Here is a 25,377-nt window from a genome sequence, read left to right as displayed (position 1 = left end):
ATTCGCACGCCGACCCTGACATCCACCAGAGAGAGGGGGGAGCACCGTGGCGTACAGCCAGCGGATTCGCAGGCTTGTGCCGGGGCTGGTGACGGTTCTCATCGCGGCAACACTGTTCTTCGCGACCCGGGAATCGGTCGCCGCTCCCGACGGCACGAAGGTGGCCGCCGCCTACCGCTTCAAGGAAATGCCCATCGCCATGCCGCCGGGCTACGACAAGCTGCCCAAACGCACCGTGCGCGAGGTCAACCCGGCCTACGAGAAGATCCGTTCCTGGATCTCGTCGGTGGGCGCGAGCATCGCGATCAACGACGTCACCGGCAACGGCCGGGCCTCCGGCATGTGCATCGTCGACACCCGGACCGACCAGGTCACGGTGACGTACACGCCCACGGCACGAAAGGCCGACCGGTTCACGCCGTTCCTCCTCGACGCCGCGCCGCTGCCGGTGGACAACACCATGGCACCGACCGGCTGCACCTTCGGGGACTTCAACGCGGACGCGCGCATGGACATCCTGGTCAGCTACTGGGGACGCACCCCGATCCTCTTCCTGGCCCGCTCCGACGCGCGCACACCGTCGAACAGCGCCTACGTGCCGCGTGAGCTGGTGCCCTTCCAGTCGCGGGACGGCAAGTACCACGGCCCGCGCTGGAACACCGACGCCGTGCACGTCAGCGACCTGGACGGCGACGGCCATCCGGACATCGTCATCGGCAACTACTTCCCCGACTCCGACGTCCTCGACCCCCACGGCCTGAAGAACGTCGTGATGAACGACTCGCTGTCCCGCTCCGAGAACGCCGGCGGCGACCGCGTGCTGCGCTGGACGTCCGCCACCTCGGGCACCGAGCCCACCGCGCACTACACCGAGGACTCCAAGGCCATCCCGTACGACGCCGCCACGGGCTGGACGCTGGCCATCGCCGGCGCCGACCTGACCGGTGACGTCCTGCCGGAGCTGTACATCGCCAACGACTTCGGCCACGACCACCTGCTGTACAACCGCTCCCGTCCCGGGCAGATCCGGTTCACCGAGGCGGTCGGGGAACGCACCCCCTCCACACCCAAGTCGTTCGTGCTCGGCAAGGGCTCCTTCAAGGGCATGGGCGTCGACTTCGGCGACCTGGACCGCACCGGCCGCTTCGACATGGTGGTCAGCAACATCACCGCGGCGTGGGGCCTGGAGGAGTCCAACTTCGTCTGGAAGAACCGCACCTCCGACGAGGCGGAGATGGAGCGCAAACTCGCCGACGGCGTCGCCCCGTTCACCCAGGAGGCCCGCGAGTACGGCCTGGCGTGGACCGGCTGGAACTGGGACGTCAAGATGGGCGACTTCCGCAACTCCGGCAACCAGGACGTCGTCCAGACCGACGGCTTCGTCAAGGGGGAGATCGACCGCTGGCCGTGGCTGCAGGAGATGGCCATGGCCAACGACCTTCTGCTGTCCAACCCCGCCATGTGGCCCAACGTGCAGCCGGGCGACGACATCGCCGGGGACGACAAGCTGGCGTTCTACGCCCGCACCGACGACGGCACCTTCGCCAACATCAGCGAGCAGCTCGGCCTCGCGGTGCCCACCCCCACCCGCGCCCTGGCGACCGGCGACACCACCGGCACCGGCGCGCTGGACCTCGCCGTGGCCCGGCAGTGGGGACAGCCCGCCTTCTACTGCAACACGTCCCCGGAACTCGGCAACCACCTCACCCTGAACCTGGTGCGGCCCTCCGAGGACCCGGCCGCGAAGGGCTCCGACGACGGCCTGTCCGGCGCCGGCACCCCCGCCTACAACGCCACGGTCCGCGCCACCACGCCCGACGGCACGGAGATCGCACAGCTCGACGGCGGCAGCGGCCACAGCGGCTTCCGCAGCTTCGAGGTCCGCTTCGGACTCGGCTCCTACGACGGACCCGTGAACCTGGACATCCGGTGGCGTGACGCCGACGGCAACGTCCACCAGCAGGAACGCCGCCTCGACCCCGGCACCCACACCCTCATGCTCACCGGCGACGCGCAGGAGGTACCGAGCACATGACCGCGACGGTGACCCAACCCGCCGCGGGGCAGGCACCGCAGGCCGGCGCGCCGCGCCCGGCCGGCAAACCCGACCCGCGCTATCTCGCACTGCGCAACTTCGCGATCTCCATCAGCGTGTTCAACGTCTTCGGCTACACCCTGCTCGGTTTCGAGCAGCCGTGGCTCTGGCCGATCCTGGCCGTGCTCTGCGGCTACGCCACCGAGATCGGCCTCGAACTGATCAGCGCCTGGGCGTACAAGCGCGCCCCGCGCTTCCGGGGCCGGGGCGTCCGCGGGGTCTACGAGTTCCTGCTGCCCGCCCACATCACCTCGCTGGCCGTGTCGATGCTCACCTACGGCAACGACCTGTTCCTGCCGGTCCTGTTCGGCGTGGTCGTCGGCGTCGGCGGCAAGCACGTGTTCCAGGCGCCGATCGCGGGCCGGATGCGGCACTTCATGAACCCGTCGAACTTCGGCATCACCGTCTCGCTGCTGTGCTTCGGCACCTGGTTCAGCATCGCGCCGCCGTACCAGTTCACGGAGAACGCGAACAATTTCTTCCGGATGGCCATCCCGCTGATCATCGCGACCGCGGGAACCGTCATCAACGCCATCCTGACCAAGCGCGTCGCGCTGATCGTCGGCTGGCTCGGCGGCTTCGCGATCCAGGGCGTGATCCGGCACTTCGTCTGGGACGTCGCGGTCTACTCGGCGGTCGGCACGATGAGCGGCGTCGCCTTCGTGCTCTTCACCAACTACATGATCAGCGACCCGGGTACCACGCCGACCAAGGCCCGCAACCAGTTCATGTTCGGCGCGTCGGTCGCGATGGTCTACGGGGTGATGATGCTCTTCAACGTCGTCTACACGCTGTTCTTCGCCACCACCGCGGTGTGCGCCCTGCGCGGCATCGGCTGGTGGGTGGCCCACCTCAGGCAGCGCCGCCGCGAGCGGAACGCCGCCGTGCCGTCCGCGACCGCGGGCACGGCCACCGGATCCGAGGCGGTGGCGGCATGACCGGAGCGCCGTCGCGTATCGCCGTCGTCGGGATGGCGTGCCGCTATCCCGACGCCGAGACGCCCGAGCAGCTGTGGCAGAACGTCCTGGCCGGGCGGCGCGCCTTCCGCCGCCTCCCGGACGAGCGGATGCGCCACGAGGACTACTACTCGCCCGACCCCGCCGCCCCCGACCGCCACTACGCACGCAAGGCGGCCGTCCTGGAGGGGTACGAGTTCGACCGCGTCAGGCACCGCGTCGCCGGCAGCACCTTCCGCGCCACGGACATGACGCACTGGCTGGCCCTCGACACCGTCGCGCGGGCCCTGGAGGACGCGGGGTTCCCCGACGGCGGGGGCCTGCCGGCGGCCACCACCGGCGCCGTCCTCGGCAACAGCCTGACCGGTGAGTTCAGCCGCGCCAACCTGATGCGGCTGCGCTGGCCGTACGTCCGGCGCACGGTCGGGGCGGCGCTGCGCGAGCAGGGCTGGTCGGACAAGGAGCTGGCCGAGTTCCTGGCCGGTCTGGAGGAGCGGTACAAGCAGCCGTTCCCGCCGATCGACGAGGACAGCCTGGCCGGCGGCCTGGCCAACACCATCGCCGGACGCATCTGCAACCACTTCGACCTCGGTGGCGGCGGGTTCACGGTCGACGGTGCCTGCTCCTCCTCGCTGCTGTCCGTCGCCACCGCGTGCGACGCGCTGGCCGCCGGGAAGTGGGACGTGGCCATCGCGGGCGGTGTGGATCTGAGCATCGACCCGTTCGAGGTGATCGGCTTCGCCAAGACGGGAGCCCTGGCCACCGGCGAGATGCGCGTCTACGACCGCGGCTCCAACGGCTTCTGGCCCGGTGAGGGCTGTGGTGCCGTGGTACTGATGCGGGACGAGGACGCCGTGGCGCAGGAACGTTTCCGTTACGGGGTGATCGCCGGCTGGGGCTGGTCCTCGGACGGCCGCGGCGGCATCACCCGCCCCGAGGCGAGCGGCCACCGCCTCGCCCTCGACCGGGCTTACCGCTCCGCCGGGTTCGGCCTGGAGACCGTCTCCTACCTGGAGGGCCACGGCACCGGTACCGCCGTGGGCGACGCCACCGAGCTGCGCGCCCTGTCCGAGGCCCGCCGGGCCGCCGACCCGGACGCGCCGCCCGCCGCCCTCGGCACCGTCAAGGGCAACATGGGCCACACCAAGGCCGCGGCCGGGATCGCCGGCCTGCTCAAGGCACTGCTCGTGGTGCGCCACCAGATCATCCCCCCGGCCACCGGCCACCACGACCCGCACCCCGAACTGCTCGGCGAGCGGCCCGCGTTGCGGGTGCCGCGCCAGGCCGAGGCGTGGCCCGACGGCGCCCCGAGGCGAGCCGGGGTCTCCTCGATGGGCTTCGGTGGCATCAACGCGCACGTCGTCGTCGAGCACGCCGACGGGGTGCGCCGCACCGCCCTGCCCCGGTCCGCCGTCCGCCTGGTCCGCTCCCGCCAGGACTGCGAGCTGCTCCTGGTCGACGCGGACGACACCGCCGGACTGCGCGGGCGGCTGGCCGGGCTCGCCGCCCTCGCCGGACGCCTGTCCTACGCCGAACTCGCCGATCTGGCGGCCTCGTTGCAGGCCGAGCTGGCGGGCCGTGCGGTCCGGGCCGCCGTCGTCGCCTCGTCGCCGGAGCAGGCGGAGGAGCGCTTCACGGAGCTGCTGGCGCGGGTCGACGGGGGTGCGCGCACCGTCGTCGAGCCGGCCGGCGGGCTGTTCCTCGGCCGCCGTACCGACGTACCGCCCCGGATCGGATTCCTCTTCCCCGGGCAGGGCGCCGGCCGCGGCGGCGACGGGGGCGCGCTGCGCGCCCGCTTCGCCGCCGTCGACGAGCTGTACCGGGACCAGGCCCTCCCGGTCGGCGGCGACCAGGTCGCGACCGAGGTCGCCCAGCCCCGGATCGTCACGGCCTCCGCGGCCGGGCTGCGCGTGCTGGCGATGCTCGGCATCACCGGCACGTCCGCCGCGGGCCACAGCCTGGGCGAACTGACGGCCCTGCACTGGGCCGGGGCGATGGACGAGGCCGGGCTGCTGCGCACGGCGGCGGCGCGCGGCCGGGTGATGGCCGAGGCCAGCGACGGCGGGGGCGCGATGGTGAGCATCGCCGCGGGCCCCGCGTCGGTGGAGCCGCTGCTCGCCGGTGAGCCCGTGGTGATCGCCGGGTACAACGGGCCCCGCCAGACCGTGGTCTCGGGGCCCGCCGCCGCCGTCGAGCGGGTGAGCGCGCGGGCCGTCGCCCAGGGGCTCGGCGCGCAGCGCATCAACGTCTCGCACGCCTTCCACTCGGCCGCGGTCGCCCCGGCGGCGCGCGCGTTAGCCCGGCATCTGGCGGAGGAGCGGCTCGCGCCCCTGGAACGGCGGGTGGTCTCGACGGTCACCGGCGCGCCGCTCGCCCTGGACACCGACGTGGCGGAGCTGCTGTCCCGTCAGGTCCTCGCGCCGGTGCGGTTCACGGAGGCGGTGCGGGGTGTGGCGGCCGAGAGCGAGCTGCTGCTGGAGGTCGGCCCGGGGCGCATCCTGAGCGGTCTCGCCGCGGAGACGGTGGACGTTCCGGTGATCGCCCTCGACACCGACGGCAGGTCCCTCACGGGGCTCTTCCAGGGGGTGGCCGCGGCGTGGGTGCTCGGCGCCCCGGTGCGCCACCGGGAGCTGTTCCGGGACCGCTTCACCCGGCCGCTGCCGCTGGACAAGGAGTTCCGCTTCCTGGCGAGCCCGTGCGAGTCGGCACCGGACGGGGACCTGCCGCTCCCGGCGGACACCGGGACGGACCCCGTCGCCGCGGCGGCCGTACGGCCGCCGGCCGCGGACTCCGCCGAGGACGGCGCGAGCACGCTCGACATCCTGATGCGGCTGGCCGCGGCCCGTGCCGAGCTGCCGCCGTCGGCCGTCTCGCCGGACACCAACCCGCTGGACGAGCTGCACCTCAGCTCGATCACGGTCGGCCAGATCATGAACGACGCGGCCCGTGAACTGGGCGTCGAGGCCATCGCCACGACCTCGGCGTTCGCCACGTCCACGCTGGCCGAACTGGCGGCCCTGCTGGACGAGCTGTCCGGCACGGCCCTGCCGTCCGACGCGGACCGTACGACGGCGGCGGCCGGTGTGGCGCCGTGGGTCCGCGCGTTCTCGGTCGACCTGGTCGAGGCCGCACCGGCGGCCGTGGCCGGGCAGGCCGCCTCCGCCGCTGGCGACGGGGCGGACTGGGCCGTGTTCGCACCCGAGCGGCATCCGCTGGCGGGGCCGCTCGCGGCGGCGCTGCGCGACGCCGGGCTCGGCGGGGGCGTGCTGCTCTGTCTGCCCGCCGACTGCGACGACGAGCACGCCGCGCTGATGCTCGCCGCCGCCCGCGCCGCCCTGCACCCCACCGCGCCGGCCGCCCGGTTCGTCGCGGTCGGCGACCGGCGCGGGGCCGCCGGGCTGGCCAAGACGCTCCACCTGGAGGCGCCCGCCACCGCCACGACGGTGGTCACGCTCCCGCTCAACAGCCTGTCCGACGTGGCGGGGCTGGTGCGCCGGGTCGTCGCGGACGTCGCGGGGACCAGCGGGTTCAGCGAGGTGCACTACGACGCGGCGGGCATCCGCCGGGTGCCGGTGCTGCGGGCCCTGCCGCCCGTCGACGTCACCGGCACAGGCAGCGGGGCCCGGGTCCCGCTGACCGTCGCCGACGTCCTGCTGGTCACCGGCGGAGGCAAGGGCATCACCGCCGAGTGCGCCCTGTCCCTCGCCCGTGAGTCCGGCTGTGCGATCGGTCTGCTCGGGCGGTCCGACCCCGAGACCGACCGGGAGCTCGCCGCCAACCTCGGCCGGATGGCGGCCTCGGGCGTCCGCTTCCACTACGCCCGAGCCGACGTCACCTCGGCCGGTGACACCAAGGCCGCCGTGCAGGAGATACGTGAACGGCTCGGCCCCGTCACCGCCGTGCTGCACGGCGCGGGACGCAACGAACCGCGCGCCCTCGCCGACCTCGACGAGGCGTCGTTCCGCCGCACCCTCGCCGTCAAGATCGCCGGGCTGGAGGCGGTCCTCGCCGCCGTCGACCCGGCGGACCTCAGGCTGGTCGTCGCGTTCGGCAGCATCATCGGCCGCGCCGGACTGCGCGGCGAGGCCGACTACGCCACCGCCAACGACTGGCTGACGGAGCGGATCGCGCGGCTGCGCCGGGACCTGCCCGGCTGCCGGTGCGTCTCGCTGGAGTGGTCGGTGTGGTCCGGCACCGGGATGGGGGAGCGGCTCGGGGTGCTCGAGTCGCTGCTGCGGGAGGGCATCGAGCCGATCCCGGCCGACGAGGGCGTCGCGATGCTCCGGCAGGTGCTGGCCGACCCGGACATGCCCGACACCCTGGTCGTCATGGGCCGCGCCGGCGGCCTGCCGACCCTCACCCTGGAGGAGCGCGAACTGCCGCTGCTCCGGTTCGTGGAGGGCGTCCAGGCCCACTACCCCGGCGTCGAACTCGTGGCCGACTCCGAGCTGTCCGCCGCCACCGACCCCTACCTCGCCGACCACCTCCTCGACGGCACCCTGCTGCTGCCGGCGGTGCTCGGCATGGAGGCCATGGCGCAGGCCGCCGCGGCGCTCACCGGCCGCACCGGCGGCGACGCGGTGCCCGTCCTGGAGGACGCCGAGTTCCTGCGTCCGGTGGCGGTGCCACCGGACGGTACGACCACCGTGCGGGTGGCCGTGCTGGCCACCGGCCCCGACACGGTCCGCGCGGTGATCCGCAGCAGCGAGACGGACTTCCGCGCCGACCACTTCCGCGCGGTGCTGCGCTACGGGCCGCGCCCGCTGCCGGCGGACGGTCCGGTCCCGCCCGAGGGCGTGCCCCCGACGCTGGACCCGGCGCGGGAGATGTACGGGCCGGTGCTGTTCCAGGGCGCCCGCTTCCAGCGGCTGCAGGGCTACCGGCACCTCGCGGCCAAGGAGTGCGTCGCGGACATCTCGACGTCCGCCACCGCGCCCTGGTTCGCGGGCTTCCTCTCGCCCGACCTGGTGCTGGCCGACCCGGGCACCCGGGACGCGCTGATGCACTCCATCCAGGCGTGCGTGCCGGACGCGACGCTGCTGCCGGTCGGCATCGAGCGGCTGCACCTCGCCGACCCGGCCACGGCGGCCGCCGGCGACCGGGTGGTCCTGCACGCCGTCGAGCGCTCCCGGGACGGCGACACCTACGTCTACGACCTCGACGTCCGCGACGAGCACGGCGCGGTCGTCGAGCGCTGGACGGGCCTGACGCTGCGTGCCGTCCGCAAGCTGGACGGGTCCGGCCCCTGGGAGCCCGCGCTGCTCGGCCCCTACCTGGAGCGGCGCGCCGAGGCGGTGCTGTCCGCGCCGGTGCGGATCGCCGTCCACCCGGACGGGGACGACGCCGACGGCGGCCGGGACGCGCGGCGGGCCCGCACCGCCCACGCCCTCGGCCAGGCGCTCGGCCGCCCGGTGACGCTCAGGCACCGCCCGGACGGGCGTCCCGAGGTGGACGGCGGCCCGTACGTCTCCGCCTCCCACGGCGCCGGCGTGACCCTCGCCGTGGCGGGGGACCGGCCGGTCGCGTGCGACGTGCAGCGCGTCGGCACGCACGGCCCGGACGACTGGGAGGGGCTGCTGGGCGCCGGCGGGTTCGCGCTGGCCCGGCTGATCGCGGCCGAGCACGGCGAGGACCTGCCGCTCGCCGCGACCCGGGTGTGGGGCGCCGTCGAGTGCCTGCGCAAGAGCGGCCGGGCGCACGTCGAGCTGACCGTGGACGGCGGCCCCGGGGCCCCGGAGCGGTGGGTGGTGCTGCGGTGCGGCGCGGCCCGGATCGCCACCGTCCCGGCCGTCCTGCGCGGCGCGCCGGAACCGGCGGTGTTCGCCGTGCTGACAGAGAAGGAGGGGTGAGAGACCGATGGGCGCAGAACGCCCCTACTACGAACTGCGTCACCTGGTCGGCTTCGAGGAGACCAACCTGGTGGGCAACGTCTACTACGTCAACTACGTGCGCTGGCAGGGCCGGTGCCGGGAGATGTTCCTGCGCGACCGGGCCCCGGACGTGCTGGAGGACATCCGGGGCGACCTGAAGCTGTTCACGCTCTCGGTGGGATGCGAGTTCTTCGCCGAGATCACCGCGTTCGACCAGCTCTCCATCCGGATGCGGCTGGAGGACCTGACGCAGACGCAGATCGGGTTCACCTTCGACTACGTGCGGCTGCGCGGCGAGGACGGGGCGGTCGCCGAGGACCTGGTCGCCCGGGGCCGCCAGCGGGTGGCCTGCATGCGCGGTCCCAACACCGACACCCGGCCGACCCGGGTGCCCGAGGCGCTGCGCCGCGCGCTGGAGCCGTACGCGCTCCCGGCGTCCGGCTCCGTTCCCCCCGGGCAGCTCGCGGCGACCGCGGGCGGGGGGTGACGGCATGGACGACGGCCGCGCGGACGGTCCGCGCACGCCCGCCCCGGACGGGGCGCCGGCCGCGCTGCTGGAGAACCATCGCCGCGCACTGCGGGGTGTGCTCGGCTCCTTCGCGACCGGCATCACCGTCCTGACGGCGGGCCGGGAGCTGCCGAGGGGCATGACGGCGAACTCGTTCACCTCGGTCTCGCTGGACCCGCCGCTGGTGCTGGTGTGCGTGCTGCGCACGGCGGCGCTGCACGACCTGGTGCTGGACGAGAAGGCCTTCGCGGTATCCGTCCTCGCCGCGGGGCAGGAGCCGATCGCGCGCCGCTTCGCGGACCGTGCGCGGCCGCGCGGCGCGCGCGAGTTCGAGGCGGTGGACACCGAGCCGGGCCGCCGTACCGGCGCCCCGATCCTGTCGGGCGCGCTGGCCTGGCTGGAGTGCGGGCTGGAGGCGGTGTACGACGGCGGGGACCACTCCATCCTGCTCGGCGCCGTGCTCGACGCGGGGCGCGGGCCGGACACCGACGCCCTGCTGTTCTACGGGGGCGCCTTCCACCGTCTGGCGCCCTCCACCGTCTGAGACAGGAGCAGGGAGCCACACCCGTTCGGGCCGCGGTCGCCGTTCGCGACGACCGCGGCCCGACGGCGTTCACGCCCTCGCGGTCACCTGGCCCCGACGGGTACGCCGAGGCGTTCGAGGGAGCGCCGGGCCCGTGCCGGGTCGTCGCCCGCGCCCACCAGCAGCCCGTACACCTGCGCGGCGAAGCACCGGTCCGCGTCGTACGGCCGGACCAGGAAGCCGCCCAGCTCCAGCGTCGCCAGCCCGTGCAGGGCGATCCACATCTGATGGGCCACCAGCCGCGCGTCGCCCTCGTGGAACCGGCCCGCCGCCATGGCCGCCGACACCGCCCGGGCCACGGGTTCCAGGGTGTAGCGGCCGTGCTGCTGGTCCTCCTCGGTGAGGCTGAACCCGCCGAATCCCACGCCGCCGAACATCACCCCGTACAGGTGCCGGTGCTCACGCGCGTTGTCGCGGTAGGCGAGCCCCAGCGCCGCGATGTCGGCCACCGGGTCGCCGCTCGCGGTGACCTCGCTCATCCGCCGGTCGAGCCGGGCGAACCCCTCGTGGACCATCGCCCGCACCAGATCGTCCATGCCGCCGAAGTGGGTGTAGACGGCGGTGGTCGAGGAACCCACCGCGGCCGCGAGCCGGCGGGTCGTCAGCGCCTGCGGCCCCTCGTCGGCGAGCAGCCGCGCGGCGGCCTCCACGAGATCGCCCCTGAGCCTCGGATTTGCCTGTCGTGGACTCACTCTTGACGCCCCCTCGGTCGTCCGACACCCTGATACGTAACCATGTTACGTAACGGCGATACGCTACGTAGGGCGGAACGATGATCGCATCGAAATCCGAACCGGTCGACCTCACCGCCGTTCCCCCCGTCGCCCGAGAGGTGGTCGTCTCAGCGCCCCCCGTACTCGGTGCGCTCCCCCCGGAGCTGGACGGCACCTTCCTCACCATCGGCCCCAACCCGCTACGACGACCGCGCGACGAGCACCTCTTCGCGGGCGACGGCATGGTGCACGGGCTGCGGCTGCGCGACGGCCGCGCCGAGTGGTACCGCAACCGCTGGCTGCGCACCGACCGCGCCGCCCGCATCCTCGGCGAACTGCCCGCCCCCGGTCCCCGGCACGGCCCGAACGACAACGCCAACGCCAACATCGTCCGCCACGCCGGCCGCACCCTCGCCCTCGGCGACGGCGGCCCGCGCCCCCTGCAGCTCGACGCCTGCCTCGACACGGTCGCCCGCGTCGACTTCGACGGAACGCTGCCCGGCGGATTCGCGGCACACCCGCAGCACGACCCCCTCACCGGCGAGCTGCACGCGGTCGCCATGTCCCACGAGCCGCCCTACGCCGCCTACCTCGTGGTCGACGTGCACGGCAGGGTGCGCCGCTCGGTCCCCGTGCCCCTGAAGCGGCCGGTGATGATGCACGCGTTCTCCCTGACGGAGCGCCACGCCCTCGTCTACGACCTCCCCGTGGTCTTCAGCCCCGCCGCCGCGGCGGCCGGCTCACGCGTCCCCTACGCCTGGAACGACGGCCACGGCGCCCGCCTCGGGCTGCTGCCGCGCGACGGCGGGCCCGACGACATCCTCTGGGTCGAACTGCCGCCGTGCTTCGTCTTCCACCCCGTCAACGCCTACGAGACGGGCCGGCACATCGTCGTCGACGTCATCCGCCACCCGCGCGTCTTCGACCGCGACCCGCACCGCCCCGGCGAGACGCCCCCCGCCCTGGTCCGCTGGACGGTGGACGCCGTCGGGGGCACGGTCGTCGAGGAACAGCTCTCCGACGCCCTCCAGGAATCCCCGGTGATCGACGACCGGGTGCGCGGCACCCGGCACCGCTTCGCCTTCACCACCGCCCTCGACCCGTCCGGCGGCGAACTGCTGGGCGGCCCGGCGCTGCTGCGCCACGACCTCGCCGCCGGACGGACCGACACCCACGCGCTGCCCCCGGGCCGCACCGCCGGCGAGGCCGTCTTCGTCCCCCGCGAGCCGTGTGCGCCCGAGGGCGACGGCTGGCTGCTGAGCATGGTCACCGACGGCCGGACGGGGCGCGGCGAGCTGATGGTCCTGGACACCGCCGACTTCACCGGCCGCCCGGCCGCCGTGGTGCCGCTGCCGGTCCCGGTGCCGCACGGCTTCCACGCTGCGTGGGTGGACGGCGGCTGAGACGCGTCAGCCGCGGCCGGTGTACCCGCGGGTGGTGATCAGCTTCGCCGCCTCGTCGAAGTAGCCCGGGTCCTCGGGCAGTTCGGTGTCGAGACCGGTGACGTAGCGGTTGAACATGCAGAACGCGGCGGCGATCAGCACGGTGTCGTGGATCTGCCGGTCGTCGGCGCCCGCCGCCCGCGCGGCGGCGACGGTCTCGGACGCGACCGGCCGCACCGGACCCCGCACCTCCGCCGCGATCCGCAGCAGCGCCCGCAGCCGCGGCGTGATCGGCGCGGTGTCCGGATCCGCGAGCACGGCGTCGACGAGGTCGTGCCCCTCCTCAAGCTGAGCGGCGGCGAACGCCCCGTGCGAAAGGGCGCAGTACGGCGTGGAGTTGAGGTGGGACGTGTAGGCGGCGATCAGCTCCCGCTCGCCGCGCTCCAGCGACAGGGGGGAGCGCAGCAGCGTCTCGGCCAGCCGGCCGAGCGGTGCCGCGGTGTCGGGGCGATGGGCCATCAGCCCGCGAATGCCGGGCTGATCGTTGTCGAGATCGATGTGCGGCACGGTGGCAGTCCTCTCCCGAGCGGAACGACACGGCCGTCGTCGACGGCCGCTTCATGCTCCGTCCCCAGCGGGGGAGCCGGCCACTCCCGGAGTGCGGAGAGGACTTACGGGAGCCGGTGCGGCTCGGCGCCCGCCAGGGTCTCCTCCCGGGTCGCGTGCTTCCCGGGGAGCGGGCCGGAGGCCTCCTTCACCGTCGCCGGGCCGGCGCGGCGGCCGCCGCCCGGTGCGGGCGGCGGCATGAGGTGGCGCTTGGCCACCAGGGCGAAGAGGGCGTAGCCGGCGAGCAGCAGCAGGCCCGTGAAGATCCATTCGCGGGAGCCTCCCGGGCCGTAGACCCGGCCCGGGAGGCCCACGTCGACGGCCGCGACCCGCCGGCCCTCCGCCAGCGAGTCGCGGCCGCGGCCGTACATCCTGACCGACTCGAGCGCGGACGTGCCGTCGGCGGAGCGGAAGGAGCCGACCCACTCGCACGTCTCGTGTCCCGGATGCCGTACGCAGGACAGCTGCCGGGCGGTGAACGTCCCGGGGACCCCGTCGGCCGTCGCCGCGCGCAGCACGTTGCCCACGTTGGGCAGCGCGACCCCCAGCAGGGCGCACGCCGCCACCAGCAGCACCAGGGACACGAAGCCCGACGGCCGTCGTGTCATGCCTCGGCCGCGCAGGTGCAGCGCGCGCCCGCGTTGTCGGCCCGGTCCGCCCGCACGTGCAGGACCATGGCGACCACCATGGGCAGGGTGACCAGCGCGTTGTAGAAGAGGTGCAGTTCCACCCGGGGCGCGAACAGCTGGACGATGCTGGTGGGCGCGGCACGGCCGGCCAGGTACGCGCCGGAGAGCGCCTGGACCAGCAGCAGCAGATGCTCGAAGTGGTGCCAGATCTGGACGCCGAGGGTGACGTTCCACCAGGTGCGCGACGCGCCGGTGAATCCCGGGCGCAGCACCACGAAGCCGACGAGCATGATCAGGGCGTACCCGTAGTGCATCCACTCCGAGGTGACCAGCCACGGGAAGGGAACCCCGAGCACCCCTCGGGCCTCGGGCACCGGCCAGCCCAGGACGTAGATCTGGACGGCCTGGGTCAGGTGCTCCGCCCAGTGGGCCAGGACGATGACGGCGAATATCCTCAGCCCGATCTTGTGGAACCGGCCGTTGAGGACGCCGATGCCGTCACGGATCCGGTACGCGGTTGCGGTGCTGGCTGACATAGGGAACCTCCCTGGTCCACGTCGCCGCCCATCCCAGCAGTCGGCCGGGCCTCAAGTCTTCTTTCTGCATGCGGAGTTGACGTCACGGGGTTTCCGCGGGCAGGAGCACCTGCAGCAGTTCGGCGGTGCACATCATGTAGCCGTCCGGGGTCGGCAGCCGCTCCAGGTAGTGGGCGAAGTCCGAGCCCAGCGTGAACACCCGCACCGGGGTGCGCGAGGCACGCGCGGCCTCCACCACGGTCCGCACCCCGTCCAGGACGGCCGGATGGCGGGTCTGGTAGGTGCCGGCCACGAGATGGTTGCTGCGGTCCGCGGCGAGATAGAACTGCACCAGGTCCTTCATGCCGAGGAACAGCTCGCTGGCGCCCGCCGCGCAGAGCGCCGGGCTGGCGTGCACCGCCGCCGGCGTCTCGACGAACGCCGACATGGGCAGGTCGGCCGGCAGTTCGAGGTGTGCCCTGAGCCGGACGAACTCCTGCTCGTCGGTGAGGAACGGGGCCGCTAGGCTCACCCGGCCCGCGTCCTCGCCGAGCCGTTCCGCGAGGAGCGTGAGCAGGGCGTGCAGGGCGTCCCGGTAGGCGGTGGAGCCGAGCAGCCAGCGTGCGCCGTGCAGCCCCAGCTCGGGGTTGGGCTCGACCGCGACCCGGGCCTGCTCGGTGACGTCCGCGGCGTGGTCGGAGCGGAGGTCGAGCATCCTCAGCACCAGCCGCTGGCCGGGCAGCAGCGCCTCGACGAAGGCGCACAGCCGGTCGGCGAGGGCCTGCCCGTAGGCCGCGACGTCGGCGGGGCCGCCCGCCAGGGCGTCGAGCGGCCGCAGGTTCGCCGCCAGGCACAGGAACTCCTCACGGATGAAGAAGGACTCGACCCGCTTCGCGTCCGGCCCGCAGGAGTTGACGGTGTGGATGTCCCGCAGGTCGGCGATGACCGCGCAGGCCGAGCCCAGGTCGTCCGGTGAGGGCGTCCTCGGGGGTGTGTCGGGGCCGACGACGACCGACTGGCTGTCCAGGTCGAGCGTCACCTCGCCGGCCAGGCCGGCGAGGTCCGCCTGGTCGACGAGGAGCACGGGAATTCCCCGGCCGCGGCAGATGGACTGCATGTGGCCGGTCAGCCCGCCCGAACCGCACACGACGGCCCGGGCCGCCAGCATCGCGTCGTACAGCCCGGCTTCGAGTCGAGGCGCGACGAGAATGGACCCCTCGAGTGGATTTCTGGTGCGGTTGCAGATTCCGCGCACCACCCGGTGCGGTCCACTGGTCAGGAGAGATCCAAGAATCCGTCGCCCGTTCAACTACTCCTCCAGGTATTCGGAGTTCTCCAGGTCCAACTCCCGACGCAGCTGCCGTGGAGTCACGGACACGTCGGTGAGTCGTTCGACGGCAGCCCGGTTGACGACCACCCTCAGCAGACGGCGGCGCCGGGAAGCATCCTTCGGAAGGACCGGAAGTTCGCCGATGGACCGAATGCAGGTGTCCAGCCGGGAATCCAGCAGTTCCCGCTCATTCCGAGAACGTGTGGCGAGCCTCCGCACCTCCAGAAGTACAGCTTCTTCCCAGCGCGCCCGGACCGCATCCTCTGTATTGCTGACAAGGCGTACGAACGGTGAATGGTTTTGAGCCGGACCGTCGCCGGATTCCAGTCTCTCGAGCACCCGCGCGGCGACCGCTATCGACTGGTTCTTGATGGCGGCGAGATTGAAGGCGAACGCACCGGTCCGGCCGTTCCGCACGATCTCGTCGCCCTCCCTCGGCACGCCGACCGCCGAGAGCGGGCCGGCCGGCCTGCCGTCGCGGCCGAGCAGAGCCCCCTTCGCGTCGACCTCCACGCCCCGTCCGGTGCGGTCGTGGGGTACGGCGATCCCCTTGCCGACGAGATTCCGCCAGAGCGGCTGACGGGCCTTGCCGTAGTCCCATTCCCTGCCCACGTTGCACACGACCAGGTCGGCCTCGATGCGGTGCGGTCCCTCCGGGGCCGCGACCGAGACGGCCAGCCGCCCGGACGCCGCCGGTCCGATCCCGTCCACCCTGCCGACGACCACCCTCACCGACCCGTCCGCGGCGGCCATCGCGCGCTCGATGACGGCCATCGTGTACTCCACCGCACCGACCCGGAAAGCGGCTATCGCGGTGCTGAATTCGTCCAGCAGGCTCCGTAATTCCGCGGAGGGAATACGCTCGATGATCTCGGGAAGATACGGCTCCCACGCTTTCGCAACCCGCTCCGCGACCACCGCCGGGGCGATTTCTGGATGGTGCCGGGCGACCGACGCGCACGCCGCCTCCCACTCGTTCCGCACCCGGGCGAGAAACGCTTCGCGGCCGCCGTACGGCGCGAGTAACGATTTCGGACAGGGTAGTCGTAAGACTTCGTGTTCGTGGCCGTCCGGATACGTGCGGAAGATCGTCCCGCTTCTCGAGATCAGATGAATGGGGCCGGTGTGGCCCTGGCGCAGCAGAAGGCCCGCCGAGTCATATGCGCTCAGCACGGTGCCGACGATCGCGACGGTCGCCTCGGGCGGAAGTTCCGTGAGTTTTCGGACACCGGCCGCGGAGTACGGATTCCGCACGAAGGACGGGTGGGTGAGCACCTCGGTGGCGAACGGCGGCTCCTTGAGTTCGAGACCGGTCGCGAGCACGACGTGATCGGCGGGCATCACCTCGCATTCCGGCTCGCGCCCGTCCTCGGTCGCCCGCCGCACGGTCACGTCGGCGCCCGAGGGGCGTACGTCGACGTCCACCGCCTCGCCGTCCTCCTCGACGAGCACGACGCCGGGAGCGGCCTCCCGCGCGGCCTCGGCCAGCCGGTCGTTCAGGTAGTCCTGGAAGATCCGCCGGGGTGCCGGACCCTGCTCGGCGAACTCCAGCCCGGCCCAGGGGGCCGGCCAGTCCCGGCGGTCGGCCTCGGCGTTCGCCCAGCGGACGAAGTCGAGGACGTCCTCCCGGAACACCGACATCCGGCCCGCCTGGATGTTGAAAACGTGGTCCCAGGGATTGCCGTCCCGGTGGTAGGCGATGCCGGCGGACCGGTAGTCGGAGCGCCGTTCGAGCAGGACGATCTCGACAGGCCGGCGCGCGAAGCGGAGCAGACGAATCGCCGTGGCGGTGCCGGCCAGGCCGGCACCGACGATCAGCACCCTCGGTCGGTTGCCCGTTCGACTCACAGTGGATCCCTCCCCGTCGAGCGATGCGAGCCCGGCCATGTGGTCCCAACCAGGCCTCGGAAAGGGGCTGTTGACGCCTCGTCAGCGGCACGGCCCGCGCACCAGGCTAGAGGGTGGAGCGGGCGCGCCGCCCGCGAAACCGGGGCGGGCCGCCGGCTGCGGCACGCCCCGGTTTCGCGCTCAAGGGATCAGGAATGGGCCGGACGATCGATCGAGATGCTGTGCCGCTGTCCGCGGGCCGGGGCGCAGAAGAGGGGAAGAACGGCGACGCCGTGGTCGGCGGCGTGCTCGATCAGCTCATGGTAGTCCCGCTCGTAGTCGGAAATGGACATGATCACAATGATGCCGGAGCCCTGGGCGGCCATGCGCTCGGCGACGGTTCTGACGGCCGTCAGCTGGGCGGCGTCGCCGTCCTCGCCCCGGATCGCCACGACGGCGACGTCGATGCCGCCGGTCCATTCCACCAGCTCGGCGGTGTACTCCTCGATCTGGCGGCGGTCGAAAAGGTCGACTTCGGCTGCTTCGGCGACCGCGCCGGCATCAATCATCCGGCGTGCGGCCGCCTCGGCCGCATCTCGTGAAGAATCTGCAAAGAAAATCAAAGAGCGCTGGCCGGCGAACGCTCTGACCAGCGCAGCGCTGTGCGCTGCCGAAGCACCGTATACCACCACCGTCTTGTCCTCGAGGAGCATTGAAAAACACTTCCTATCCATGTCCGCAGCTGCGAGAACCGCACCGCCCCGACCTTGGTAACGACGGCTACCTTCCCACGTTGCGTCGGCGGTCTTGCTCCTTTTCGGACGGCTCGCCGTGCAGCCTCCTTTCGAAAGCGAGTCGGAATGATTAGGGGAACGCTGGTTCCTCAAGTCGGGAGATGCTGGTCACAGAGGATCGTGTCGGCGTCCGGTGCGGTATGTCGGCATGTGCACGGTGGTGGCTGGGTAGTACAGGAGAGGCCGAATCAGTACCCATCGGTAATCTGCGATCCGTGTCAAGATCACACCGAGCAGGTGATCTTACGCGCCGTCGGCGTTATGCGGAGAAATCCGGGCGAGCCACGCGAACTCCGAAAAGCGCCGGATCCCCCTTCCCCGCGCCCCGCGTCAAAAGGAATCACCGGTGGTATTGAATAGCGAAGCTCCGGTCGGCGGGGTGACCCGGGAAGGTCACCCCGCCGACCGGAGCTTCGTAATTCGGTCGACCGCCTTGTTTTTCCGGGCTACCGCACCAGTTGGGCCGCCCGCGGGGCCGTGTACTCGAGCCACCAGTGGGCGAGCAGCAGGTTCATGACCCAGCTGCCCCACATGGAGAGTTCGAGGATGAACGAGAGGCTGACGTGCATGCCCGGGAAAGCCTGCATCAGCTCGGCCAGCACGCGGCCCCAGGTGGTCCCCAGGGAGATCGCGAAGCTGTAGACCATCCAGCGGCGGTGGTCGACGTACCGGCGCTGCCGCGCGGCCCGGTAGCCGAGCATCGTGGTGACGATCCACAGCACCCCCGACAGCGTCAGCCCGAACGCCCCGAAGGGGGCCTGGCTGTAGGGCACGAGGACGAAGGCCAGCACGGTCGTGGGCAGCGCGGCGGCGAAGATGTAGATCCTGCCGCTCACCCGGTGCACCCGCGGGTGGTGACGGCGCACCCAGGGCAGGACCTGGAGGAAGACCGTCACCAGCGCGAGGTTGCCGAGCACGGCGTGCAGCACCACGACCAGGAAGTGCTGTGAGAAGCCCGGGTCCAGCGGGATGCGGGACTGCTCCGGATCCCCGGACAGGTAGCGCGGGAAGGCGTACAGCAGGTTGAAGACCACGATGACGGCCAGCGCCGCCGCCCATGGACTCTGCCACCAGCTCGGCGCCGGGCCCGCCGCGCGCCGGGTGCCCGTTGCGCGGTGCCCCACCGTGGTGGTCGGAGCACCGGTTCCCTCTCTGTTCTGTGTCACCGCGGAGCCTCAACTTTCCTCTGGGGCGGGGAGTGGTTCGGGGGCATCCCGGTCAGTGGTGGAACTCGCCGGCGTTGGCGTCCAGGCAGTGACCGGTGACGGCGCGGGACATGTCGGAGACCAGGAAGAGCACCACGTCCGCGATCTCCTCCGGTTCGGGCAGCCGGCCGAGGTCGAGGGTGGCCGCGATCTCGTCGTAGATGTCCTGCACGGTGACGCCGCGCTGCCGCGCCCACTGGCCGAAGCCCTCGCGCAGGGCGTCCGCCCAGATGTAGCCGGGGGCGACGGTGTTGACCCGGATGCCCTGCGGGCCGAGTTCGGTGGCCAGGCTCTGGGCGAGGGACAGCAGGGCGGCCTTGCTCATCTTGTAGGCGCCGAAGAGCCGCTTGGAGTGGCGCAGCACCGCGGAGTTGACCATCACGACCGATCCGCGGCTGTCCGCCAGCGCGGGCGTGAACAGCCGGGTGAGCCGCAGCGCGGCGTACACGTTGGTCTCGAAGCCGGCGCGTACGTCGGCCAGGTCGACGTCGAGGAGGTCGGTCAGCGGCGGGACGGCGAAGGCGTTGTTGACGAGCGCGTCGACCCGGCCGAAGGTGTCCGTCACCACCTTGGCCAGGGCGGCGGCCGACGTCTCGTCGGTGATGTCGGTCGGCACGGCGAGGGCGCGGCGCCCGGTCTGCTGCTCGATCTCGGCGGCGATCTCCGTCAGCCGGGGCTCGGTGCGGGCGGCGAGTACGACGTCCGCCCCCGACCCGGCCGCCCGCAGGGCGACGGCCCGCCCCAGGCCCGGTCCGACTCCGGATACGACGACGACCTTGTTCTCGAGCACGGTGAACCTCCGGAAGACGGACCTAGGCGGACGGGAGTTCGATCGACAGTGCGTGGCGGAAGACGTTCCGCGGGTCGTAGCGCCCCTTGATCCTCCGCAGCCGCGGGTAGTTGGCGCCGTAGTAGATCGTCGACCAGGGCACGCCCGAGGTGTTCCAGGCGGGGTCGGCCAGGTCGGCGTCGGGATAGCCGATGTACGCCCCGGCGTTGACGTCGTCGGGTACGGGCACGCCGCCGGTCCCGGCGTAGACGTCGCGGTAGAACCGGCGCATCCACGCGATGGCGGCCTCGTCCCGGTCCTCGGACTGCCAGACCCCGCCGCTGTAGACGACCTTGAGGACGGCGTCCCGCTGGACGGTGGCCGTGGCCCCGGGGGCGACCGTGTTGACCTTCCCGCCGTAGCCCGCGAGCACGACGCACGTCGTCGGATTGGACTGCTCGGGATCGGTCAGATAGCGGTGGATCACCTTGCGCTGGCGCTCGGTGAAACCCTTGCGGAGGTTGCCCGACTTGTCCTTGTAGCGGCCCTGGGGGTCGTTCGGGAAGGTGTAGGAGGGCATCCAGGAGCTGAACCAGGGGACGACCTCGGCGGTGTGCATCACCGGGGGGACGTCGACGCCCCGGGTGACGGACTCGTACTGCTCGTGGAAGACGCTCTCGGCGTCCGGCCCGTCGTGGTCGATCACCACCGTCATCCCGAACATCCCGGAACTGCGGTGGGTGGCGATCAGGTTGCTCCACAGCCCCGCCGCGGGGCTGTCGGCGTCGTCGTGCTTCTCGTACCAGGCACAGTAGTTGCGCAGCAGGGTGTCGAAGGCCTTCTCGGTCATCCCCTCCCAGGGCCACATGACGGTGCGCTTCCACACCCGGGCCGGGGCCTTGGGCAGGAGCGCGGCCGGGTCGTCGGAGTCGGCGCCCGGGGTGCGCAGCCAGTACCGCGTCACCACCCCGAAGTTGCCGCCGCCACCGCCGGTGTGCGCCCACCACAGGTCGTGGTGCGGGTCGTCGGGGTCGGCGGTGGCCACCACGGCCCGGGCCCGGCCCGACTCGTCGACGACGACCACCTCGACGGCGTACAGATGGTCGACCACCAGGCCGTCGCGGCGGGAGAGATGGCCGTAGCCGCCGCCCATGACGTGCCCGCCGGCACCGACGTCGAAGCAGGTGCCGCCGGGGACGGTCACCCCCCAGCGTTTGAACAGCGTGCGGTAGACGTCGCCCAGCGTGGCCCCAGCCCCGATCTCGATGGCGCGGCGCCGCCGGTCGTGCGCGATGCCGTTCAGCTGGGACAGGTCCAGCAGCACCGCGATCTCGGGGGCGGCGGTGAAGTTCTCGAAGCAGTGCCCGCCGCTGCGCACCGCGATCCGCTTCCCGGCGGTCACCGCGTGCTGGACCGCCGCCACCACCTCGTCGGTGTCCACGGGCAGGCACACCCGTTCGGGCCGGCCCGTGAAGCGGTGGTTGTAGCCCTGGACGAGGTTCTCGTAGCGGGCGTCCCCCGGCTCGATCACCAGCAGGGACGTCGGTTCAACGGCCGTGTCCGTCATGCTTGTTCGCGCCTTCCTGTGTCCGGTGCAGCAGACGTTCGCACGGCGGCGGCACGGCTCACATCTCGTGCCTTGCGCAGATCCTCCGACGGCCCGCCCGGCCGGCCCGGGGCGGTGAGCGACCTCGCCAGCGTGAGCGCGTCCGCGCGCACCCGGCCCCCGAGCCGCGGCCGCTGTCCGGTGTCGGAGTACTCCCTGGGCGTGGCGCCGCTGGTGCGGCGGAGCACGGTCATGCTGTTCTGCCGCAGCTTGTGGCTCTCCAGCAGGCTCAGCACCTCGAACTCGCCGGGCCGCAGCCGCTGGCTCTCGGCGATGTACCGGAGGATCGCCTCCCCCTCCGGGTACGTCATCAGATAGTGCATCACCACGATCCCGCCGTCGGGATCGATCAGCTCCCAGCAGTTCTCGAAGAAGTAGAGGCAGTCCCAGGCGTCCACCCACGCGAAGTCGATGGGTCGCCACTCTTCGGGCAGCCGCTCCACGGCGTTGCGCAGATCCGCGTTGACCACCGTCACCCGGTCGGCCAGCCCGAGTTCGTCCAGTGCCCGCGTCACCTGGGGGGCGGACGAGCCGGAGTCGGAGAAGTCGTCGATCGCGACGAGCCGGGGCCGGAAGGGTTCGAGGTACTCGGACGGCGTCAGCAGCGCGGGCTCGGCCTCCACCCACTCCTCGTCCAGCTCCCGGCCGTCCGCCAGATACGGCAGCGTCTTGCGGGCCAGCCCCTCGGTCTCGGCGGCGACCAGCTCCTCGACCTCGGCCAGCGCACGCGCGAGGTACGGGGTGGTGTGCCCCATGCCGATCTCCAGCACCCGCCGCGGCCGCACCAGATGGATCAGGGAGGCGAGGAGCGGCGCCACCACCTCGGTTCCCATGCCCGGCATCCGCAGCCGTTCGACCACGGCTCGGAACCGTTCGTCGGACGCCGCCTCACGTGGCATTGCCGGTACCCCTGCCCTGCTCGTACTCGACGGCCTGGTAGAGCGCCTTGATGTTGCCGCTGCCGAAGGAGCGGGCCCCCATCCGCTCGATGACCTCCAGGAACAGCGTGCCCTTGGGGTGCACGGACCGGGTGAAGATCTGGAACAGCTGGCCGTCGTGGTCCTCGTCGATCAGGATGTTCAGGCGCTCCAGCTCGTCGACCGAGTGCCTCAGCGGTGTCAGGCGCTGCGGCAGCACGCGGTAGTAGGCCGACGGGGTGGGCAGGAAGTCGACGCCCTGCGCGGCGAGCGTGTCCACGGACCGCACGATGTCGTCGGTGGCGAAGGCCATGTGCTGCACGCCGGGCCCGTTGTGGCTCTTCAGGAACTCGTCCAGATGCCCGGTCGCCTGGGACTGGTCCGGCGCGACCAGGGTGAAGGTGACCGCGCCGGAGCGGCTCTCGACCACCTTGGTGATCATGACCTGGTCGTCCACCTCGATCCGCTCGGTGAAGATCAGCTCGAAGTCCAGCACCGTGCGGTAGAACTCGACCGTCAGGTCCATGTCCGCGGGCTCGACGGCGATCGCGAAGTGGTCGATCTCCCGCAGACCGGAGTCCACCGGGCTGCCGCCGTCCCCGGCCGGCGACAGACCGGGCAGCGCGCGGTCGTCGCCGCCGTCCGCGCGCTGCACGAACGTATGGGTGATGTCGCCGACCCCCGAGATGGTGGCGGTGACCAGGTCGCCGTGCGTGGCCGGCGCCGACACCGGCCGGGCGCCGCGGCGGACGGCCTCCGCGAAGGCGGCGGCCGCGTCCGGGACACCGAGGGCGATGTCGGCCACTCCGTCACCGTGCTTCTCCACGTACTCCGCCCCGGGGTGTGTGGCCGCGACCGGCTCGCTCAGCACCAGCCGGACGTCGCGCCGGCCCAGCGCCACCGAGCGCGCCCCGGACGCCTCCGCCTCGCCGTCCGACCGCGCGTACACGGTCAGGCCGTAGCCCTGGGTCAGCCAGTCGGTCGCGGTCGTGAGATCGGTGACATAGAACTTCACATGGTCCAGGCCCATACCTGATAAGCCGGCCGCTTCCGTCCGTCCGCTCATCGTCGTCTCCTCCAATGTCCGCAGGCGCCGCGCGAGCGTGCGCGGCCTGAGGTCCGTCCAGTGCTCGTTCACATAGGCCAGTGCCGAGGCGCGGTCGCCCGGAGGGCGGGCCACGGTCCAGCCCTTCGGCACCTCCGCCGTGGCCGGCCACAGCGAGTGCTGGCCCTCCGCGTTGACCAGGACCGAGAACATGGCGTGCTCGTCGTCGAAGGGATCGGTCATTGTCGTGCTCCTTCCGTCCGCTCCTCCGGCACCGGTCCCGTCGGCCCCAGCAGGTCGTCCAGGCCCAGCACCGTCGGCGCGTCGAAGAACTGGGTGATCGTCAGGTCCGTGCCGAACAGCGACCGGATACGGCTGACCAGGCGCATCGCCGCCAGCGACTCCCCGCCCAGGTCGAAGAAGTTGTCGTCGATCCCGACCCGGGGCACCTCCAGCGCCGACGCGAACAGTTCGCACAGCGTCCGCTGCCGCTCGCTCACCGGCTCCCGGCCGGGGGAGTCCGCCTGCGGCCCGGGCTGCGGCAGCGCCCGCCGGTCCACCTTGCCGTTGGGGGTCAGGGGCAGCTCCGGTACGGTGACGAAGGCCGCCGGCATCATGTAGTCGGGCAGCAGCGACGCCAGGTGCGCCCGCAGGCCGGCGACGTCGACGGCGTCGCCCGCCGGCACGTGGTACGCCACGAGCCGCCGCTCCCCGGACTCCGACGCCACCCCCGTCACCGCCGCGTGACGGATGCCGGGGAAGCGTGCCAGCGCCGCCTCCACCTCGGCCGGCTCGACCCGGAAGCCCCGCACCTTCACCAGCTCGTCGGCCCGGCCCAGATACTCGAGCAGGCCGTCGTCGCCGAGCCGGACGAGGTCGCCGGTCCGGTACATCCGCTCCCCGGGGGCGCCGAACGGGTTCGCCACGAACCGCTCGGCCGTCAGATCCGGCCGCCCCAGGTAGCCGCGGGCCAGCCCGCGCCCCGAGATGTGGAGTTCACCGGCCTCACCGGCCGGCACGGCGCGCAGGTCCGCGTCGAGGACGTGCAGCCGCACGTCGTCCATGGGGCGCCCCACCGGCACCGGGCCCTGGAGCCGAAGCGGGGCCGTCATCGGCAGATGGGTGCTGAACAGGGTCGCCTCGGTCGCGCCGTACATGGCCCGCACCACGAGGTCCGGGTTGTGCTCCAGCGCCCGGCGCACCGCGGCCGGCGCGATGACGTCGCCGCCGGTGAGCACCTCGCGCACCCCGGCCAGACACCCCGGATCCTCCTCCATCAGCACCCGGAACAGACCCGCGGTCAGATGGACCCCGGTGATCCGCTCCTCGGCGATCAGCCGGCGGATGTCGGCCACGCCGAGGTCCCCCGCGGGCGGCACCGCGATGGTTCCGCCGTGCAGCAGCGGAACCCACAGCTCGTAGGTGGAGACGTTGAAGGCGTACGGCGCCAGTGTCAGCACCCGCTCGTGCCGGCCGCTCTCCCAGATCGAGTCGAGGGCCAGGCCCAGCGCCTCCTTGTGGGTGACGGCGACCCCCTTGGGCACACCCGTCGAGCCCGAGGTGTGGATCACGTACGCCAGCTGCGCCGGGTCGACCGGGACGGACGGGTTGCCCGCCGGGTACTCGGCGAGTCCCTTCTCCCCGTCGACGGTCACGACCGCCGCACCCTCCGGGACGCCGCGCCCGCGCGTCTCCTCGTCCACCAGCAGGACGGGCACGGCACAGTGATCCATGATCGCCTGCATGCGGGGCAGCGGGTACGCGGTGTGCAGCGGGAGGTAGCAGCCACCGGCCTTGAGCACGGCCAGGATCGCCACCACCACGTCCACGGACCGCTCCATCAGCACCGCGACCGGCGTCTCGGTGCGCACCCCGAGCTGTCCGAGCCGGTGGGCGAGCCGGTTGGCCCGCTCGTCCAGCTCCCGGTAGGTCAGACGGTGTCCGGCGGACGAGAGCGCGACGGAATCCGGCGTCCTGAGTGCCTGTTCGGCGAAATGCCCGTGGAGGGAAGGGGAAGCCATGGTCTT

Annotated in this window: 19 protein-coding genes; 6 read left to right on the top strand and 13 right to left on the bottom strand. The window is 72.4% G+C overall.

Going from position 1 to position 25,377, the window contains the following annotated elements; translation table 11 throughout:
• Positions 1 to 46 precede the first annotated feature (46 nt).
• From ACSU6L_RS07360 to ACSU6L_RS07340, 5 genes are read left to right on the top strand one after another with little or no spacing between them, the layout of a single operon-like run.
• Positions 47 to 2,035: a CRTAC1 family protein gene (locus ACSU6L_RS07360; protein WP_437054735.1), complete on the top strand. Its 1,989-nt coding sequence runs from the start codon at positions 47 to 49 to the stop codon at positions 2,033 to 2,035.
• Entirely contained in the window at positions 2,032 to 3,033 is a 1,002-nt protein-coding gene (locus ACSU6L_RS07355) for a hypothetical protein (RefSeq protein WP_437054733.1), read from the top strand. Before ACSU6L_RS07360 ends, ACSU6L_RS07355 begins: the two co-directional genes overlap by 4 nt.
• Positions 3,030 to 8,900, top strand: coding sequence for a type I polyketide synthase (locus ACSU6L_RS07350; RefSeq protein ID WP_437054731.1), 5,871 nt, complete (start codon positions 3,030 to 3,032; stop codon positions 8,898 to 8,900). The genes ACSU6L_RS07355 and ACSU6L_RS07350 overlap by 4 nt, the downstream gene beginning before the upstream one ends.
• Positions 8,901 to 8,907: 7 nt before the next feature.
• Entirely contained in the window at positions 8,908 to 9,408 is a 501-nt protein-coding gene (locus ACSU6L_RS07345) for an acyl-CoA thioesterase (protein WP_437054729.1), read from the top strand.
• A 4-nt stretch (positions 9,409 to 9,412) separates the two neighbouring features.
• Positions 9,413 to 9,973 carry a flavin reductase family protein gene (locus ACSU6L_RS07340; RefSeq protein WP_079186896.1) on the top strand — a complete coding sequence of 187 codons (561 nt, stop codon included), beginning with the start codon at positions 9,413 to 9,415 and terminating at the stop codon, positions 9,971 to 9,973.
• Between the two features lie 83 nt (positions 9,974 to 10,056).
• Here the strand turns inward: ACSU6L_RS07340 and ACSU6L_RS07335 are convergent, their stop codons facing one another.
• Positions 10,057 to 10,662 (bottom strand): TetR/AcrR family transcriptional regulator, encoded by a 606-nt coding sequence (locus ACSU6L_RS07335; protein ID WP_437054726.1) that lies wholly within the window; start codon positions 10,660 to 10,662, stop codon positions 10,057 to 10,059.
• Positions 10,663 to 10,784: 122 nt separating this feature from the next.
• Here ACSU6L_RS07335 and ACSU6L_RS07330 point away from each other — a divergent pair, with 122 nt between their 5' ends.
• On the top strand, positions 10,785 to 12,128 hold the full coding sequence (locus tag ACSU6L_RS07330; RefSeq protein ID WP_437054724.1) for a carotenoid oxygenase family protein: 1,344 nt from the start codon (positions 10,785 to 10,787) through the stop codon (positions 12,126 to 12,128).
• A gap of 6 nt (positions 12,129 to 12,134) precedes the next feature.
• Here the strand turns inward: ACSU6L_RS07330 and ACSU6L_RS07325 are convergent, their stop codons facing one another.
• The 12 genes from ACSU6L_RS07325 to ACSU6L_RS07270 form a co-directional block, all read right to left on the bottom strand.
• Positions 12,135 to 12,674, bottom strand: coding sequence for a carboxymuconolactone decarboxylase family protein (locus tag ACSU6L_RS07325; RefSeq protein WP_437054722.1), 540 nt, complete (start codon positions 12,672 to 12,674; stop codon positions 12,135 to 12,137).
• 104 nt (positions 12,675 to 12,778) lie between these two features.
• Entirely contained in the window at positions 12,779 to 13,321 is a 543-nt protein-coding gene (locus tag ACSU6L_RS07320; RefSeq protein ID WP_437054720.1) for a hypothetical protein, read from the bottom strand.
• Positions 13,318 to 13,878 (bottom strand): hypothetical protein, encoded by a 561-nt coding sequence (locus tag ACSU6L_RS07315; RefSeq protein WP_437054718.1) that lies wholly within the window; start codon positions 13,876 to 13,878, stop codon positions 13,318 to 13,320. Before ACSU6L_RS07315 ends, ACSU6L_RS07320 begins: the two co-directional genes overlap by 4 nt.
• Positions 13,879 to 13,960: 82 nt before the next feature.
• Complete coding sequence (locus ACSU6L_RS07310; protein WP_437054716.1) at positions 13,961 to 15,115, bottom strand: putative PEP-binding protein; 1,155 nt, start codon at positions 15,113 to 15,115, stop codon at positions 13,961 to 13,963.
• A 51-nt stretch (positions 15,116 to 15,166) separates the two neighbouring features.
• Positions 15,167 to 17,035 carry an FAD/NAD(P)-binding protein gene (locus ACSU6L_RS07305; protein WP_437054714.1) on the bottom strand — a complete coding sequence of 623 codons (1,869 nt, stop codon included), beginning with the start codon at positions 17,033 to 17,035 and terminating at the stop codon, positions 15,167 to 15,169.
• 188 nt (positions 17,036 to 17,223) lie between these two features.
• A complete protein-coding gene (locus ACSU6L_RS07300) occupies positions 17,224 to 17,727 on the bottom strand; it encodes a hypothetical protein (protein ID WP_437054712.1) in 504 nt (167 codons plus the stop codon).
• A gap of 527 nt (positions 17,728 to 18,254) precedes the next feature.
• Positions 18,255 to 18,974 carry a DUF2306 domain-containing protein gene (locus ACSU6L_RS07295; RefSeq protein ID WP_437054710.1) on the bottom strand — a complete coding sequence of 240 codons (720 nt, stop codon included), beginning with the start codon at positions 18,972 to 18,974 and terminating at the stop codon, positions 18,255 to 18,257.
• A 52-nt stretch (positions 18,975 to 19,026) separates the two neighbouring features.
• The gene (locus ACSU6L_RS07290) at positions 19,027 to 19,803 is read right to left on the bottom strand and encodes an SDR family oxidoreductase (protein ID WP_437054708.1); all 777 of its coding nucleotides are present in this window, start codon (positions 19,801 to 19,803) and stop codon (positions 19,027 to 19,029) included.
• A gap of 22 nt (positions 19,804 to 19,825) precedes the next feature.
• Positions 19,826 to 21,349 (bottom strand): FAD-binding oxidoreductase, encoded by a 1,524-nt coding sequence (locus tag ACSU6L_RS07285; RefSeq protein ID WP_437054706.1) that lies wholly within the window; start codon positions 21,347 to 21,349, stop codon positions 19,826 to 19,828.
• Positions 21,346 to 22,287 (bottom strand): O-methyltransferase, encoded by a 942-nt coding sequence (locus ACSU6L_RS07280; RefSeq protein ID WP_437054704.1) that lies wholly within the window; start codon positions 22,285 to 22,287, stop codon positions 21,346 to 21,348. Before ACSU6L_RS07280 ends, ACSU6L_RS07285 begins: the two co-directional genes overlap by 4 nt.
• A complete protein-coding gene (gene hppD, locus ACSU6L_RS07275) occupies positions 22,277 to 23,593 on the bottom strand; it encodes a 4-hydroxyphenylpyruvate dioxygenase (RefSeq protein ID WP_437054702.1) in 1,317 nt (438 codons plus the stop codon). The genes ACSU6L_RS07280 and hppD overlap by 11 nt, the downstream gene beginning before the upstream one ends.
• Complete coding sequence (locus ACSU6L_RS07270) at positions 23,590 to 25,371, bottom strand: non-ribosomal peptide synthetase (RefSeq protein WP_437054700.1); 1,782 nt, start codon at positions 25,369 to 25,371, stop codon at positions 23,590 to 23,592. The genes hppD and ACSU6L_RS07270 overlap by 4 nt, the downstream gene beginning before the upstream one ends.
• Between the last annotated feature and the right edge of the window lie 6 nt (positions 25,372 to 25,377).

Source organism: Streptomyces sp. enrichment culture (assembly GCF_964272855.1).
In the GTDB taxonomy this organism is placed as follows: Bacteria; Actinomycetota; Actinomycetes; order Streptomycetales; family Streptomycetaceae; genus Streptomyces.
Note: the sequence above shows the minus strand (reverse complement) of the source record. Positions and strands in the feature narration are given on the sequence as shown.

Excerpts from the sequence above, each read along its gene's own strand:
- ACSU6L_RS07355 (WP_437054733.1), top strand. The coding sequence starts at position 2,032 with ATGACCGCGACGGTGACCCAACCCGCCGCGGGGCAGGCACCGCAGGCC.
- ACSU6L_RS07350 (WP_437054731.1), top strand. The coding sequence starts at position 3,030 with ATGACCGGAGCGCCGTCGCGTATCGCCGTCGTCGGGATGGCGTGCCGC.
- ACSU6L_RS07345 (WP_437054729.1), top strand. The coding sequence starts at position 8,908 with ATGGGCGCAGAACGCCCCTACTACGAACTGCGTCACCTGGTCGGCTTC.
- ACSU6L_RS07340 (WP_079186896.1), top strand. The coding sequence starts at position 9,413 with ATGGACGACGGCCGCGCGGACGGTCCGCGCACGCCCGCCCCGGACGGG.
- ACSU6L_RS07330 (WP_437054724.1), top strand. The coding sequence starts at position 10,785 with ATGATCGCATCGAAATCCGAACCGGTCGACCTCACCGCCGTTCCCCCC.
- ACSU6L_RS07320 (WP_437054720.1), bottom strand. The coding sequence starts at position 13,321 with ATGACACGACGGCCGTCGGGCTTCGTGTCCCTGGTGCTGCTGGTGGCG.
- ACSU6L_RS07315 (WP_437054718.1), bottom strand. The coding sequence starts at position 13,878 with ATGTCAGCCAGCACCGCAACCGCGTACCGGATCCGTGACGGCATCGGC.
- ACSU6L_RS07300 (WP_437054712.1), bottom strand. The coding sequence starts at position 17,727 with ATGCTCCTCGAGGACAAGACGGTGGTGGTATACGGTGCTTCGGCAGCG.
- ACSU6L_RS07285 (WP_437054706.1), bottom strand. The coding sequence starts at position 21,349 with ATGACGGACACGGCCGTTGAACCGACGTCCCTGCTGGTGATCGAGCCG.
- ACSU6L_RS07280 (WP_437054704.1), bottom strand. The coding sequence starts at position 22,287 with ATGCCACGTGAGGCGGCGTCCGACGAACGGTTCCGAGCCGTGGTCGAA.
- hppD (WP_437054702.1), bottom strand. The coding sequence starts at position 23,593 with ATGACCGATCCCTTCGACGACGAGCACGCCATGTTCTCGGTCCTGGTC.
- ACSU6L_RS07270 (WP_437054700.1), bottom strand. The coding sequence starts at position 25,371 with ATGGCTTCCCCTTCCCTCCACGGGCATTTCGCCGAACAGGCACTCAGG.